Below are 13960 nucleotides of genomic sequence, written 5' to 3'. Positions count from 1 at the left end.
TGCCGGACCACAGATTTCAGGAGACACATGAACGCCACCCAGAACCCCGGGCAGGAGGACGCGCAGAGCGCACTCGAGCAGTTCGGCATAAACCTCACCGACCGCGCCCGCCAGGGAAAGCTCGACCCGGTGATCGGGCGCGACAGCGAGATCCGGCGCGTCAGCCAGGTGCTCACGCGACGCACCAAGAACAACCCCGTGCTCATCGGCGAGCCCGGCGTCGGCAAGACCGCCGTCGTCGAGGGGCTCGCCCAGCGCATCGTCGCGGGGGACGTCGCCGAATCGCTCAAGGACAAGGAGCTCGTCACGCTCGACATCTCGGCGCTGGTCGCCGGCGCGATGTACCGCGGCCAGTTCGAGGAGCGCCTCAAGAGCGTCCTCAAGGAGATCACCGAATCCGACGGCCGCATCATCACGTTCATCGACGAGCTGCACGTGCTGATGGGTGCCGGCGGCGGCGAGGGGTCGGTCGCGGCATCCAACATGCTCAAGCCCATGCTGGCACGCGGCGAGCTCCGGCTCATCGGTGCCACGACGCTCAACGAGTACCGCGAGTTCATCGAGAAGGATGCCGCGCTCGAGCGCCGCTTCCAGCAGGTCTACGTCGGCGAGCCGAGCGTCGAGGACACCGTCGCGATCCTGCGCGGGCTCAAGGAGCGCTACGAGGCCCACCACAAGGTGGCCATCGCCGACGCGGCACTGGTGGCCGCGGCATCCCTCAGCCACCGCTACATCCCGAGCCGTCAGCTGCCCGACAAGGCCATCGACCTCATCGACGAGGCCGCGTCGCGTCTGCGCATGGAGATCGACTCGGCGCCGCTCGAGATCGACGAGCTGCGTCGCCACGTCGATCGCCTCAAGCTCGAGGAGCTCGCGCTCAAGAAGGAGAAGGACGACCCGTCGAAGGAGCGCCTGGCGACGCTGCGCGAGACGCTCGCCGTCGAGCAGGCCAGGCTCGCCGACCTGCAGGGCCGGTGGGAGCGCGAGCGCGCCTCGCTGAACCGCGTCGGCGACCTCAAGACCAAGCTCGATGCGGCACGCATGGACGCCGAGCGCGCGCAGCGCGAGGGCAACCTCGAGAAGGCGTCCCGTCTGCTGTACGCCGAGATCCCCGCGCTCGAGCGGCAGCTGATCGAGGCGGAGCGCGACGAGCCGGCCGGCGACCGCATGGTCAACGACCAGGTCACCGACGAAGACATCGCGGCGGTCATCGCCGCGTGGACGGGCATCCCGGTCGGGCGTCTGCTGCAGGGTGAGACCGAGAAGCTGCTGCACCTCGAGTCCGAGCTCGGCAAGCGCCTGATCGGTCAGAAGGAGGCCGTCAAGGCCGTGTCCGACGCCGTGCGGCGCTCGCGCGCAGGTATCAGCGACCCGGACCGTCCGACGGGATCGTTCCTGTTCCTCGGGCCCACCGGCGTGGGCAAGACCGAGCTCGCCAAGGCGCTGGCCCAGTTCCTCTTCGACGACGAGCACGCCATGGTGCGCATCGACATGTCGGAGTACGGCGAGAAGCACTCGGTGTCGCGACTGGTCGGGGCCCCTCCCGGCTACATCGGCTACGAGCAGGGTGGCCAGCTCACCGAGGCGGTGCGTCGCCGCCCCTACTCGGTCGTGTTGCTGGACGAGGTCGAGAAGGCGCATCCCGAGGTCTTCGACGTCCTCCTGCAGGTCATGGACGACGGGCGCCTCACCGACGGTCAGGGGCGCACCGTCGACTTCAAGAACGTGATCCTGATCCTGACGTCGAACCTCGGCTCGCCGATCCTGATCGATCCGACGCTGTCGATCGAGCAGAAGCGCGAGCAGGTCCAGGGACTGGTCCGCCAGGCCTTCAAGCCGGAGTTCGTGAACCGCCTCGACGACATCGTGATCTTCCAGGCGCTCACGCAGGACGACCTCGCGCAGATCGTCGAGCTCGCCGTCGACGCGCTGCAGCGCCGGCTGCGCGACCGCCGGCTCACGCTCGCCGTCACCCCCGAGGCGCGCACGTGGCTCGCCGAGCGCGGCTACGACCCGGTGTTCGGTGCGCGTCCGCTGCGCCGTCTCATCCAGTCCGAGATCCAGGACCGCCTTGCGATGGCGATCCTGGGCGGCGGCGCGCACGACGGTGACGTGGTGCGGGTGGATGTCGCGGCCGACGGATCCGGTCTGTCGCTCACCAGCGAAGGGCCCGCGATCACGTGATCCGCTCGCTGTGGGGGTCGACGCATCCCGGCCCGACCCTCGTCGTGACCGGACTCGCGCTCGCGCTCGGCCTCGCGGTCGGGCTCGAGCCGTGGCGTCTTGTGCTGCTCGTGCTCGCGGTCTTCGCGGGACAGGTGTCGATCGGCATCTCCAACGACGCGATCGACGCGCCCCGTGATCGGGCCGTCGGACGCACCGACAAGCCGATCGCTCGCGGCGACGTCTCCGAGCGCGCGGCCTGGGCGGCGGCGCTCGTCGCGCTCGTCGCCGCGCTGGTGCTCTCGGCTCCGTTGGGATTCGGGATGCTCGCAGCCCACGCGATCTTCCTGGCGTCGGCGTGGGCGTACAACGCGGGCCTGAAGTCCACGCCGTTCTCGATCGTGCCGTTCATCGTGAGCTTCGGCATCTTCCCGTCGCTGGCGACACTCGCCGCGCCCGATCCTCGTCTCGCCGCACCCTGGGCCTGGATCGCGGGCGCCGCGCTCGGCGCGGCGGTGCACCTGACCAACGTGCTCCCCGACCTGGACGACGACCGCGCGACGGGGGTGCGCGGCCTACCGCATCGGATCGGCGCCCGGGCGTCCGCGATCGTCGCGGCGGCGGGGATCGTGGTCGGCGCGGTGGCGGTGCTCGTCGGCTCTGCCGGAGGCGCCCTCGCCGCGGTGACCGTGATCGGCTGGGTGTTCTTCGCCGCCGTCGTCATCGTCGCCGTCGCGACCGCCGTGCTCGCCCTCGTGCGGCCGCCCTCCCGCGCGCTCTTCCGGCTCGTGATGCTTGCCGGGCTCCTCCTCGCCGCGCAGCTCGTCGCCACGGGCGGTGCGATCGCCACCTAGCCGGTCGGGTACGGACCGCCGTCTGCGGGGTGCCGAGAATCGAGGAGACACGCCGCCGAGGTGATCCGACGGCGCTCTGTCGCGCGCGATTCTCCTCCGTTCTCGACGCCGGTGAGAGTGGTCCCTCGTCGCGGCATGCGATCACGGGCTGACTCTCGCGGGCTCGCCTCTCGCGGGTTTGGGGCGTGATTCGTACCTCGGGGCGCACTACACGCGCCCCGAATGCCCGGAATGCGCCCCAAACCGTTCCGACCCGTCACGCGTCGCGGTCGAACCCCATCGAGTACGCGTGGGCCAGCATCCGCGCGCCGGGGGGCAGGAGCGCGAGCCGCAGACCCTCCCGTCTCACCGCGTTCGCGACCGGGCCGAGCGGCCGGCCGAGAGAGGTGTTCAGGCTCGCGAGGCGGGCGGCGTTCCGCGCCGAGGCGAGACGCCGCCGCTCCCACCGCGCCAGGCCGGCGTCGGGGGCCGCTCCGGTGCGCACCCATTCCGCGAGCAGCGGGGCCAGGGTCGCGGCATCCAGCAGCCCGAGGTTCATCCCCTGCCCGCCGATCGGGCTGACCTCGTGGGCGGTGTCGCCGATCACGAACAACCTGTCGCGGCGCAGCGCCGGCGCGATGGCACGACGCACCTCGAAGGCGGTCGCGGTCTCGACCCCGGCGGCCGCCGCATGCTCGCCGCGGGCGCGCAGCGCGGCGCGCAGCCGCTCGCCGCGGTCCGCCTCGGGAGAGCCGGCGTCCCACGTGACATACCGCCGGCGTCCGCCCGGGAGCGGGAAGGATTCCAGCACGCCGCCGCGATCGATGCCGATCACCGCGAGGTCGTCGTCGCGGCCAGTCGCGACATCGGCCATCAGGTACCGGTCGGCGTACGGGCGCACGCGCACGCCGCCCGGACGGTAGACGAGCTCGCGCGCCCGCCAGCCCCCGGCGACGATCACGAGGGGGGCCACGACGTCCTCGTCCTCGTGGACGGACACGCGGATGCCGCGTCCCTCGGGCCGCACGCCCGTCACGGCCGCGCCGCGGCGGGGAACGGGGGCGCCTTCGGCCAGCGCGGCCTCGGTCTCGTGCTGCGGGAGGGTGGCCACGAACGGGAATCGGCGGTCGAGTCGATCGAAGCGGACCACCCCGAGCGTGCGACCGCCCGACCGCGCCTCGCCGCGCGAGACCCGCACCGCGCTCGCGAGCAGTCGGTCGGTGATGCCGGATGCCTCCAGCGCGGCCAGCACGGGGGAGTGGACGCCGATCGCACGGGAACCACCGCCGGGCTCGGCGCGGCGCTCGAGGACGGTCACCTCCACGCCGCGTCGTGCGAGCTCCGACGACAGCAGCGTGCCCACCGGGCCCGCTCCCACGACGATGACGTCAGGCATCCGCGTGCGCCAGCGCCAGCACGCGGAACGGCGACCCTGTCTCCACCCGCCAGCGTCCGCCGAGCGCGCCGCCGAGCTCGTCGGGCAGGTAGCTGCGGCGGATCGAGCGCAGGCCGTCGGTGCGCAGGAACGTTCCCGGGGCGAACGGCGTGATCGCGATCGCGTACAGCCCGTAGGCCGCGCTGCTGCGCCGGATGTCGGAGTGGATCACCGGCCCGGTGCTCAGGGCCAGCGAGTCCTCGGCGAACGCCGCCAGCTCGGCCGAGCTCAGGTGGTGGAGCACGTGGTTGGACACCACGGCGTCGAACGTCTCGCCCTCGCGTCGCAGGGAGGCGGCATCCGTCACCCGGAACTCGATGCCGGGCGCCGCGCGCTCCCCGGCGATCTCGAGCGATCGGTGGTCGGGGTCCGCGCCGATCCACGACACGTTGAGGCCGTCCTGCCGGGCCAGGGCGGCCAGACGAACGACGAGATCGCCGCCGCCCGATCCGAGGTCAAGCACGCGCGCCGGCCGGCCGAGCGCCGCGAGCGCCGGTCGCAGGCGGTCGCGATACGTGGTGCCCCATCCCGAGAAGAGCCGGTTGATCGTCCCGAACCGCCGGAGGGTGGCCTTCAGCCGCCGGGGGTCGCACGCCGGGTCGTCCATGAGCTCCTCGAGCTCGGCGTCGCGGACGCTCAGGCTCATGCGCCGACGACGGCCTCGATGGGCGCCGCGTCCACAGCGGACGCCGTCGCGCCGCGCTTGACGAGCATCGCCGACTCGACCGTGAGTCCCGGGCCGAACGCGAGCGTGCCGAGCCGCGCCCCGTCGGCGAGGCGGTCGTCGTGCAGTAGCCGCCGCAGGATGAAGAGGATCGTCGCGCTCGACATGTTGCCGTAGTCACGCAGCACCTCGCGCGAGGTGTCGAGCGCGCTCGGAGCCAGCTCCAGCCCGGCCTCGACGCGGTCGAGCACGCTGCGGCCACCGGGGTGCACCGCCCACGCGTCGGGCATCCCCTCCCCCGAGAGGAACGAATCCACGGCCCCGCGGATCTCGCGTCCGACGATGCGGGGGACCTCGGCGGAGAGGGTCATCTCGAACCCGTGGTCGCCGATCGTCCACACCATGTCGGCCTCTCCTTCGGACGTGAGGGCCGTCGAGAAGCGGTCGAGCTCGAGGCCGCCCGCGCGCCCGACCGACGCGTCGGCCGTGACGATCGCGGCGGCCGCGCCGTCGGCGAACACGGATGCCGCGACGATCTGCTGCGGATCGGCCGACGGTCGGATGTGCAGCGTGCACAGCTCCAGGCAGACGACGAGCACGACCGCGTCCGGCTGGGCGGCGGTGATGCGCGCGGCGAGCCGCAGCCCGGGCATCGCGGCCGCGCAGCCGATGAAGCCCAGGTGATAGCGCTCCACTGTCGGATCGAGGCCCAGGTCGCGGACCAGTCGGTAGTCGGGGCCGGGGGCGAAGAATCCGGTGCACGAGACGGTCACCACGTGGGTGATGGCGGATGCCTCGATCCCGGCATCCGTCAGCGCGGCGCGCGCCGCACGGGCGTTGAGCTCGGGCGCGGCGGCGAGGTAGAGGTCGTTGCGCGCGCCGGTGGTGGGGCGCAGCATCCGACCCTGGTCGTCTGCGAAGCGCGCACGGCCCTCGGGCACGACCTCGTGCGAGGAGAGGTCGTCGCCGAACTCCGTGAGCACCGTGTGGCGCCGCTCGATCGCCGAAGCCTCGAACGCGGCGTGGATCAGGCGCTGCGTCAGCCGGTCCGCGCCAGGCTGGCCGGCGAAGATCGCCCGCGCGCGCTCCTGCGGCACGCACGTCGGCGGCACCGCCGTTCCGATAGACACGATGCGCGCGCTCATGCTCACACCTAAGCACGACCGGGGCCCTGATGGGGCCGCCTTGCGCACTACGGTCGAGTCATGCACATCGAGGGCACCGGCCGGTTCGTCTTCTACGCCCAGTGGCCGGTCGCCGTGCTCCTGCCGGTGTTCTTCTTCGTCGGCCGCGGCAACGTCGGAGCCGAGGTCGGATGGCTGGGATTCTTCGGCATCGTGTACGGGGTCATCGTGGTCGCGGTGCTGCTGGTGCCACCCGCGCTGACGCTGTTCGACCGCGAGGTGCGGCGCGAGCGCGCGACGCGGCTCTGGTACGACATCGCATCCGCGGTGCTGTGGCTCGGGTTCCTGATCGGCGGCATGACGGTGCCCGACGCCGGCGACAGCGGCTCGCTCGACACCGTCTTCATGGCGTGGTTCGGCATCTCGGCCGAGACGTCCGCGGCGCTCTTCGCGCTCGCCGCAGGGGTGATCGGCCTGGCGTACCTGGCCGCGTTCATCACCGCGATCATGGGCATCGCCCGGTCCCGCCGGGCGGCTTCCCCGGCGTGACGCTCAGGCGTTCGTGTGGGAGTCGGGAAGCTCGCGCATTCTCCAGAACGGACCGAACACCACGAAGGCGGCGGAGAGCAGCTGACCGATGGCGGCGATCCACATCGTCGGCACGACACCGAGCCAGGTGCCCAGGCCGCCGGCGAGCAGCGCCGAGATCGGCATGACACCCCACACGACGAACCGCACGGAGGCGTTCATGCGCCCGAGCAGCCGCGGCGGCGTGATGCGCTGACGGAACGTGACCTGCGTGATGTTGTAGAGCAGCACGGTGAAGCTGCTCACGAAGAACTGGGCGACCATCAGCGGGAACGCCACCGCGGGCACCGCGGCGGCCACCGGCAGCAGCAGGGCGATCACGCTGAAGCCGAGCGCGCTGACCGGGATCGCCCGCGCCTCGCCGATGCGCGCGATGATCCGCGGCGTCGCGATCGCGCCGAGCAGGCCACCGATGGCGCCGAGGGAGAGGATGACGCCCATCGAGGTGGGAGAGAAGCCCAGTTCGCGCAGCAGGAAGATCGGGATCAGAGTCCAGGACATCGTGCTGAAGAAGTTGGACACCCCGGTCGTGCCGACGATGCGGCGCAGCAGCTTCTCGGTGAAGACGAAGTGCAGTCCCTCCCAGATCTCGCGCAGCAGCGGTCCATGGTCTTCGCGCGGTCGACGCTCCTCATGGTCCTTCGTCAGCGCGAGCGCGATCGCCGAGACGAGGTAGGTGCCCGACGTCGCCAGCATCGCGAACGGTGCGCTGATCACGCCGATGAGCCATCCCGCGAACCCCGGCCCCGCGATGTTGGCCAGTTCGTAGGTCGACTGCAGCTTGCCGTTGGCCTCGCCGATCTGCGCCGGCCTCACCAGTGACGGGATGATGCTCTGGTACGACACGTCGAAGAAGACCGTGGCCACGCCGAGCACCAGCGCGATCGCGACGAGATGCCAGATCTGGAGTGTGCCGAGGGCCCACAGCACCGGAACCATCGCCAGGGCGAGGGCGCGCACCACGTCGGCGGCGATCATCACGTGCCGCTTGCGCATTCGATCGATCCACGCACCGGCGGGGAGGCCCACGATCAGGAAGGCGGCGACGTTGGCCGCGGTGAGCACGCCGACCTCGAACTCGGTCGCATTGAGCAGGAGCACGGCGAGGACGGGGAACGCGAGCTCGCTGATCTGCGCACCGAACTGCGCGAGCGTCTGCCCGCCCCACATGGTGAGGAAGTTGCGGTCGCGCCACAGCGACCCCCTGGGCGCGGCCTGGTCCGCAGCGCTAGTGCCGTCGGGCGCGGCGGCGTCTGCCGCGGCATCCGCTCTCGACGCGACGGACGCACCGGATGCTTCGGCCCGCGCCTCTGAGAGAACGTCGGCGTCGACCTCGACGGCATCGTCGGCGGGAAGTGATTGGGACATGTCAATCAGTCTGAGCGACCGATTGAGAGTTGTCAATCAGTCCTCTAGCCTGAGGCTGTGGACGATCGCATCGAGCTCACTCCCGGCAATCCCGAGGACGAGGCGCGCCTGCGCGCGATCAGCTCGCCGCTGCGTCTGCGGGTGCTGCGGCTGTGCGCGTTCGAGTCGCGCACCAACAAGGAGCTGGCGGGGCTCCTCGGAGTCAACCCGGGCACGATGCTGCATCACGTGCGCACCCTGGCGCAGACCGGTTTCCTCCGGGCCGAGCCGGCACGTTCGGGGGCGCAGGGAGCGCGCGAGGTGCCGTACCGCGCGACGGGGCTGTCGTGGCGGATGCCGATGCCCGACCGCAGCCGCGTGCTCGTCGAGGTCTTCCTGCAGCAGATCGAACGCGTCGACCCCGGCGACCTCGACACCTCCTGGCTCGGACTCAAGCTCAACGACGCGCACAGGGAGGAGTTCCAGCGCCGGCTGCACGAGCTCCTCGTGGAGTTCAAGGAGCGGGAGGACGATGCCGACGGCGAGACGTACTCGGTCTTCACGGCCTTCCATCCCGACCTCAACCCGCGAGGACCGGTCCAGACGTAGGCCGGTTTCGCGCCGGGTGAAATCCGGTGGTTCTTCCCGCCGCCGACCGGGCCGCTCGCCGCGGAGTGCGGCATACCGTGGCGTCATGACGATCGCGACGGCCGACCTGTACGACGAGCGCGGCGACGCCCTCGACTCGCTAGGGCTCCAGCTGCTCGATCTCGGCGGGCGCACGGCCTTCGACGGGCCGGTCCGCACGGTGCGCTGTCACCGCGACAACGCGCTCGTGAAGGCCGTGCTCGCCACGGACGGCGGTGGTGCCGTGCTCGTGATCGACGGCGGCGGATCACTCGAATCGGCCCTCGTCGGCGACCTCATCGCGGCGTCGGCGGTCGAGAACGGCTGGGCGGGACTGATCGTGCACGGCGCCGTCCGCGATCGTGAGGCGATCGCCGCGCTGCCGCTCGGCGTCAAGGCGCTCGGCTCCAATCCGCGCAAGAGCGCCAAGGACGGCGTCGGCGAGGTCGATGTCCCCGTCGAGATCGGCGGGGTCGTGTTCGCCCCCGGCCGCCACGTGTGGGCCGACGCCGATGGCGTGCTCGTCGAGCGCTGCACCTCCTAGCGAGCGGAACGAGCGGAGGAGATGGCGCGACCACGCCGCGCGCGCCCGGGTCGACGCGCGCGGTGGCACGATGGATCCAGGTGCGATCGAGGGAGACGCGATGACCGAGGCCTTCGTCTACGACGCCGTCCGCACGCCGCGCGGCCGCGGGAAGGCGACCGGCTCGTTGCACGGCGTCGCGCCGCATGAGCTCGTCGTCGGCCTCATCGACGCACTGCGGGACCGGCATCCAGGCCTCGACCCCGCCGGCATCGACGACCTCGTGCTCGGCTGTGTCACGCCGATCGGCGATCAGGGCTCCGACATCGCGAAGATCGCCGCGCTCGCCGCCGGCCTGCCCGACTCCGTGCCCGGGGTGCAGCTCAACCGCTTCTGCGGGTCGGGCCTCGAGGCGGTCAATCAGGCCGCCGCGAGGGTGCGCTCGGGCTGGGAGGACCTCTTCCTCGCGGGGGGCGTCGAATCGATGAGCCGCGTGCGCATGGGCAGCGACGGGAGCCCCTTCTCGAAGGATGCCGCCGCCGCGGTCGCCCCGGACTCCGTCCCGCAGGGGATCAGCGCCGATCTCATCGCGACGCTCGAGGGGTACACGCGAGAGGACGTCGACCGATTCGCCGCCGAATCCCACGCACGCGCCGCGCGGGCGTGGGAGGAGGGGCGCTTCGACCGCTCCGTGGTGCCGGTGACGGATGCCGAGGGCGGCCTGCTGCTGGACCGCGACGAGACGATCCGGCCGGGAACGACCGTCGAGACCCTGGCCGCACTGCCGCCCGCTTTCGCCGACCTCGGTCGCTCCGGCTTCGACGAGCTGGCCCTGCGGAAGTACTCCGAGGCCGGGGCGATCGATCACGTGCACCACGCCGGCAACTCGTCCGGCATCGTCGACGGCGCCGCGCTCGTCCTGGTGGGCAGTGAGGCGGCGGGGGTGCGCCACGGGCTCACGCCGAGGGCACGCATCCTCTCCGCCGCCGTCGTGAGCACCGAGCCGACCATCATGCTCACCGGTCCCGGACCCGCCTCGCGCCTGGCGCTCGAGCGCGCCCGGCTCTCGATCCACGACATCGACCTCGTCGAGATCAACGAGGCCTTCGCGTCGGTCGCTCTCAAGCTCATGCGCGACCTCGACGACTTTCCCCACGAGCGCACGAACGTGAACGGCGGCGCCATCGCGATGGGCCACCCGCTCGGCGCGACCGGCGCGATGATCCTCGGCACCCTCGTGGACGAGCTCGAGCGCACCGGGGGCCGCCACGGTCTCGCGACGCTGTGCATCGGCGGCGGCATGGGCGTGGCGACCGTGGTCGAAAGACTCTGAGCGCCCGCATCCGGTCGACCCCCTGGACACGGCGCCGCCGAGGGCGGAGGCTGGGCGGCACCGCGACCGTCACGACCCAGGGAGAGAGCATGTTCACACCCGACCGCGCGTTCAGCGGCTTCGCCGTCAAGGACCTCGGCGAGGCCAAGGCCTTCTACGGCGACACGCTGGGAATCCCCGTCCAGGAGCTGGACATGGGCCTGCTCGAACTCACCCTCGGCTCGGGAGCGAAGGTGATGGTCTATCCCAAGCCCGATCACGTGCCGGCCGTGTTCACGATCATGAATTTCGACGTCGACGACGTCGAGGCGGCCGTCGACGACCTCAACGACCGCGGCATCGCGACCAAGATCTACGACGACGCCGACTTCCCGACCGATGCGAAGGGCATCTCGCGTGACATGGGTCCTGCGATCGCGTGGTTCCTCGACCCGTCGGGCAACGTCCTCGCGGTGGTGGAGGCGAGCTAGGTCAGGGACGGATGCCCCGGCCGCACAGGTGCGCGCGGCCGGGGCATCCGGAAACCGTCGTCAGCGCGCGAGCGCTTCGGAGAGCTTGACGCGTCCGCCCATGCGCAGGAGCGAGTTCTCGTAGATCCGCGCGCCGATCACGATCGCGGCGACGCAGGTCGCGATGAGGATCGCGAGCGAGAGCAGCGGCTCCCACCACAGCGCTTCGCCGAGGAACAGTCGCATCGGCATGCCCACGGGCGCCGAGAACGGCACGTACGACATGATCCCCAGCACGACCGGGTTGTCGAAGAAGAAGATCACGAGGAAGTACGGCGCCATGATGAGCATGGTCAGCGGGGTCGTGGTCGACCCGATGTCCTCCATGCGCGAGACCATGGACGCCGCCGCCGCGAACAGCGACGCGAGCAGGATGAAGCCGAACAGGAAGAACACCGCGAACCAGGCGATGGGTCCGCCCAGGCCCTGCAGCAGCGCCGTCTGGTCGGTGATGGTGAGGCCGACGACGGCGATGGCGGCGAGGAGGAGGATCTGACCCATCGCGAGGATCGTGTTGCCGATGACCTTGCCGGCCAGGAGCGAGCGCACCGGGATCGCCGAGATGAGCAGCTCGACGACGCGCGTCTGCTTCTCCTCGACGACGCTCTGTGCGATCGTGCCGCCGAACATCGACGCGGCGAAGAGGAACACGATGCCGAAGCCGATGGCGACCACGTAGCCGAGCGCGCCGGCTGCCGCGTCGGGGTCGAGCAGCTCGACGGTCGGCGTCTGCGCGAGCTGCAGCAGCAGCTGCGTCGGCGGGCTGGACTCGGCGATCACGGCCAGGCCCACCGGCGACTCCGGATCGGCCACGATGGCGGCGTCGACGTCACCGCTCTCGACGAGGGCTTCGGCCTCGGCGCGGTCGGCGACCTCGGTGATGTCCAGGCCCTCCGCCTCCGCGACGGCGGACGCGGCATCCGGCGTCACCGCCACGGGGGTGCCGCTGTTGCTGGAGGCGGCGAACCCGCCCCAGATGACGATGGCCAGGGCTCCGAGCAGCAGGATCGCGGTCGAGATGACGAACGCCTTGCTGCGCAGTTTCGAGCCGATCTCGCGCTCGGCCACCAGCCAGACGCCCTGGGGAGTGCTCAAGCCGCGGCCGGTCGTGGTGCGGGTGGGGGTGCTCATTGGATGACCTCCTTGAAGATCTGGGCGAGGGTCGGATGCTGCGGCGCGAAGCTCGCGACATCGCCCTGGCCGACGGCTTGACGCAGCACCCGCTGCGCGGTCTCGTCGCTGTCGACGTCGAACACGGCGTAGCCGCCGTCGAAGTCGAGGACCTCGACGCCCGGCTCGGACCGCAGCCAGCCGGCGTCGCCCGCCGAGACCAGCTCGAACCGTCGGGTGGAGTGCGCAGCGCGCAGGTCGTCGCGGGCTCCGGCTGCGCGGATCGTGCCGTTCGCGATGATCACGAGGTCGTCGCACAGGCGCTCGACGACGTCGAGCTGGTGTGACGAGAACAGCACCGCGGCACCGGCCGCGGCGCGTTCCTGCAGCACGGCGGCCACGACGTCGACCGCGAGCGGGTCGAGACCCGAGAACGGCTCGTCGAGGATCAGCACGCTCGGGTCATGGACGAGCGCGGCCGCGATCTGGGCGCGCTGCTGGTTTCCGAGCGAGAGCGTCTCGACGTTGTCGTTCAGTCGTTCGCCGAGTCCGAGCTGCTCGAGGAGCGCGGTCGCGCGGGCCGTGGCATCCGTCTTCGAGAAGCCGTGCAGGCGCGCGAGATACGCGATGTGCTCGAGCACCTTCATCTTCGGGTAGAGCCCGCGCTCCTCCGGCATGTAGCCGAACCGGCGGCGATCGGATGCCGTCACCTCGGTGCCGTCGAGCGTCACCGTCCCGCCGTCTTTGCCGAGCACGCCGAGCACGATGCGCATCGTGGTGGTCTTGCCGGCGCCGTTCCCGCCGACGAAGCCGGTCAGGCGTCCCGGGCGGACGTCGAACGAGACGTCGTCGAGCGCTCGCCTCCCTGCGTAGCTCTTCGCGATCCCTCTCAGCTGCAGCATGCGCTCCTCCTCGTCGTCGTCCTCACGAAGCTCACGCTACGGATCGGGAGAGCCCGCGGCATCCCCCATGAGGCGGAGATGGCACGCCCGCCCGTCGGAGGAGCACGACACGTGGAATTCCATGCACGGGAATAGATCGGGATGAGCGGTCCTTGGAGGTGGGTGGAACGTCCACGGTGGTCCCCGCCGGGGGCCCCTTTCTGTTTACGGAGGAACATCCCATGTCCGAGCGGACTATCGGCTACATCGTCGGCAGCATCTCGTCGACCTCGATCAACCGTCGCCTGGCGAAGGCGCTCGAGCGGCTCGCGCCCGAGGGCACCACCCTCGTCGAGATCCCGATCAAGGACCTCCCCTTCTACTCGCCCGACTTCGACGCCGACTACCCGCAGGTCGCGCGTGACTTCAAGCAGGCGATCGACGACGTCGACGGCGTCATCATCGTGACTCCCGAGTACAGCCGCTCGATCCCCGGCGTTCTGAAGAACGCGCTCGACTGGGCCGCGCGCCCGTGGGGCCAGGGCTCGTTCAACGGCAAGCCCACGGCCGTCATCGGCACCTCGGGCGGACCGATCGCCACCGCCGCCGCGCAGCAGCACCTCAAGGCCGTACTCAGCCACTACAACGCGCCGACGCTCGGTCAGCCCGAGGGCTACGTGCAGTCGACTCCCGGCCTGTTCACCGACTCCGGCGAGGTCACCAACGACCAGACCGCCGAGTTCCTCGTCGGCTACCTCGAGGCGTTCGGCGCGCTGGTCGACCGCTACGCCCAGGTGCCCGTCGCCGCCTGACGCGCCCCGTC

Annotated in this window: 14 protein-coding genes; 8 read left to right on the top strand and 6 right to left on the bottom strand. The window is 71.1% G+C overall.

All coding sequences use genetic code 11. The features are described from left to right. The first annotated feature begins 27 nt into the window (after nt 1–27). A complete protein-coding gene (locus tag ASD93_RS12595) occupies nt 28–2184 on the top strand; it encodes an ATP-dependent Clp protease ATP-binding subunit (protein WP_082569311.1) in 2157 nt (718 codons plus the stop codon). Then, nucleotides 2181–3017 (top strand): UbiA family prenyltransferase, encoded by an 837-nt coding sequence (locus tag ASD93_RS12590; protein ID WP_056123083.1) that lies wholly within the window; start codon nt 2181–2183, stop codon nt 3015–3017. The genes ASD93_RS12595 and ASD93_RS12590 overlap by 4 nt, the downstream gene beginning before the upstream one ends. Before the next feature lie 256 nt (nt 3018–3273). Here ASD93_RS12590 and ASD93_RS12585 read toward each other — a convergent pair whose 3' ends face one another. From ASD93_RS12585 to ASD93_RS12575, 3 genes are read right to left on the bottom strand one after another with little or no spacing between them, the layout of a single operon-like run. After that, nucleotides 3274–4392: an FAD-dependent oxidoreductase gene (locus tag ASD93_RS12585; RefSeq protein WP_056123080.1), complete on the bottom strand. Its 1119-nt coding sequence runs from the start codon at nt 4390–4392 to the stop codon at nt 3274–3276. Beyond that, on the bottom strand, nt 4385–5077 hold the full coding sequence (locus ASD93_RS12580) for a methyltransferase domain-containing protein (RefSeq protein ID WP_056123077.1): 693 nt from the start codon (nt 5075–5077) through the stop codon (nt 4385–4387). Before ASD93_RS12580 ends, ASD93_RS12585 begins: the two co-directional genes overlap by 8 nt. Continuing rightward, complete coding sequence (locus tag ASD93_RS12575; protein WP_056123067.1) at nt 5074–6240, bottom strand: type III polyketide synthase; 1167 nt, start codon at nt 6238–6240, stop codon at nt 5074–5076. Before ASD93_RS12575 ends, ASD93_RS12580 begins: the two co-directional genes overlap by 4 nt. 60 nt (nt 6241–6300) lie before the next feature. Here ASD93_RS12575 and ASD93_RS12570 point away from each other — a divergent pair, with 60 nt between their 5' ends. Further along, the gene (locus ASD93_RS12570; RefSeq protein WP_056123064.1) at nt 6301–6768 is read left to right on the top strand and encodes a hypothetical protein; all 468 of its coding nucleotides are present in this window, start codon (nt 6301–6303) and stop codon (nt 6766–6768) included. Between the two features lie 3 nt (nt 6769–6771). Here ASD93_RS12570 and ASD93_RS12565 read toward each other — a convergent pair whose 3' ends face one another. Further along, on the bottom strand, nt 6772–8175 hold the full coding sequence (locus ASD93_RS12565; protein ID WP_056123056.1) for an MFS transporter: 1404 nt from the start codon (nt 8173–8175) through the stop codon (nt 6772–6774). 57 nt (nt 8176–8232) lie between these two features. Between ASD93_RS12565 and ASD93_RS12560 the strand changes: the two genes are divergently transcribed. From ASD93_RS12560 to ASD93_RS12545, 4 genes are all read left to right on the top strand, one after another. Then, the gene (locus tag ASD93_RS12560) at nt 8233–8763 is read left to right on the top strand and encodes an ArsR/SmtB family transcription factor (RefSeq protein WP_056123053.1); all 531 of its coding nucleotides are present in this window, start codon (nt 8233–8235) and stop codon (nt 8761–8763) included. Between the two features lie 85 nt (nt 8764–8848). Continuing rightward, nucleotides 8849–9325, top strand: coding sequence for a ribonuclease E activity regulator RraA (rraA, locus tag ASD93_RS12555; RefSeq protein ID WP_056123051.1), 477 nt, complete (start codon nt 8849–8851; stop codon nt 9323–9325). 100 nt (nt 9326–9425) lie between these two features. Next, entirely contained in the window at nt 9426–10637 is a 1212-nt protein-coding gene (locus ASD93_RS12550) for an acetyl-CoA C-acetyltransferase (protein ID WP_056124486.1), read from the top strand. Between the two features lie 89 nt (nt 10638–10726). Next, the gene (locus ASD93_RS12545; protein ID WP_056123048.1) at nt 10727–11107 is read left to right on the top strand and encodes a VOC family protein; all 381 of its coding nucleotides are present in this window, start codon (nt 10727–10729) and stop codon (nt 11105–11107) included. Nucleotides 11108–11167: 60 nt separating this feature from the next. On the opposite strand, the gene ASD93_RS12540 is transcribed toward ASD93_RS12545, so the two are convergent. Together ASD93_RS12540 and ASD93_RS12535 are read right to left on the bottom strand one after the other, a co-directional pair. After that, complete coding sequence (locus ASD93_RS12540; RefSeq protein WP_056123046.1) at nt 11168–12277, bottom strand: ABC transporter permease; 1110 nt, start codon at nt 12275–12277, stop codon at nt 11168–11170. Beyond that, on the bottom strand, nt 12274–13158 hold the full coding sequence (locus ASD93_RS12535; RefSeq protein WP_056123044.1) for an ABC transporter ATP-binding protein: 885 nt from the start codon (nt 13156–13158) through the stop codon (nt 12274–12276). Before ASD93_RS12535 ends, ASD93_RS12540 begins: the two co-directional genes overlap by 4 nt. A 221-nt stretch (nt 13159–13379) precedes the next feature. Here ASD93_RS12535 and ASD93_RS12530 point away from each other — a divergent pair, with 221 nt between their 5' ends. Then, the gene (locus ASD93_RS12530; RefSeq protein WP_056123041.1) at nt 13380–13949 is read left to right on the top strand and encodes an NADPH-dependent FMN reductase; all 570 of its coding nucleotides are present in this window, start codon (nt 13380–13382) and stop codon (nt 13947–13949) included. Nucleotides 13950–13960: the final 11 nt, after the last annotated feature.

This window comes from Microbacterium sp. Root180 (genome assembly GCF_001428485.1).
In the GTDB taxonomy this organism is placed as follows: domain Bacteria; phylum Actinomycetota; class Actinomycetes; order Actinomycetales; family Microbacteriaceae; genus Microbacterium.
This window is presented reverse-complemented; position numbering and strand designations above follow the sequence as displayed.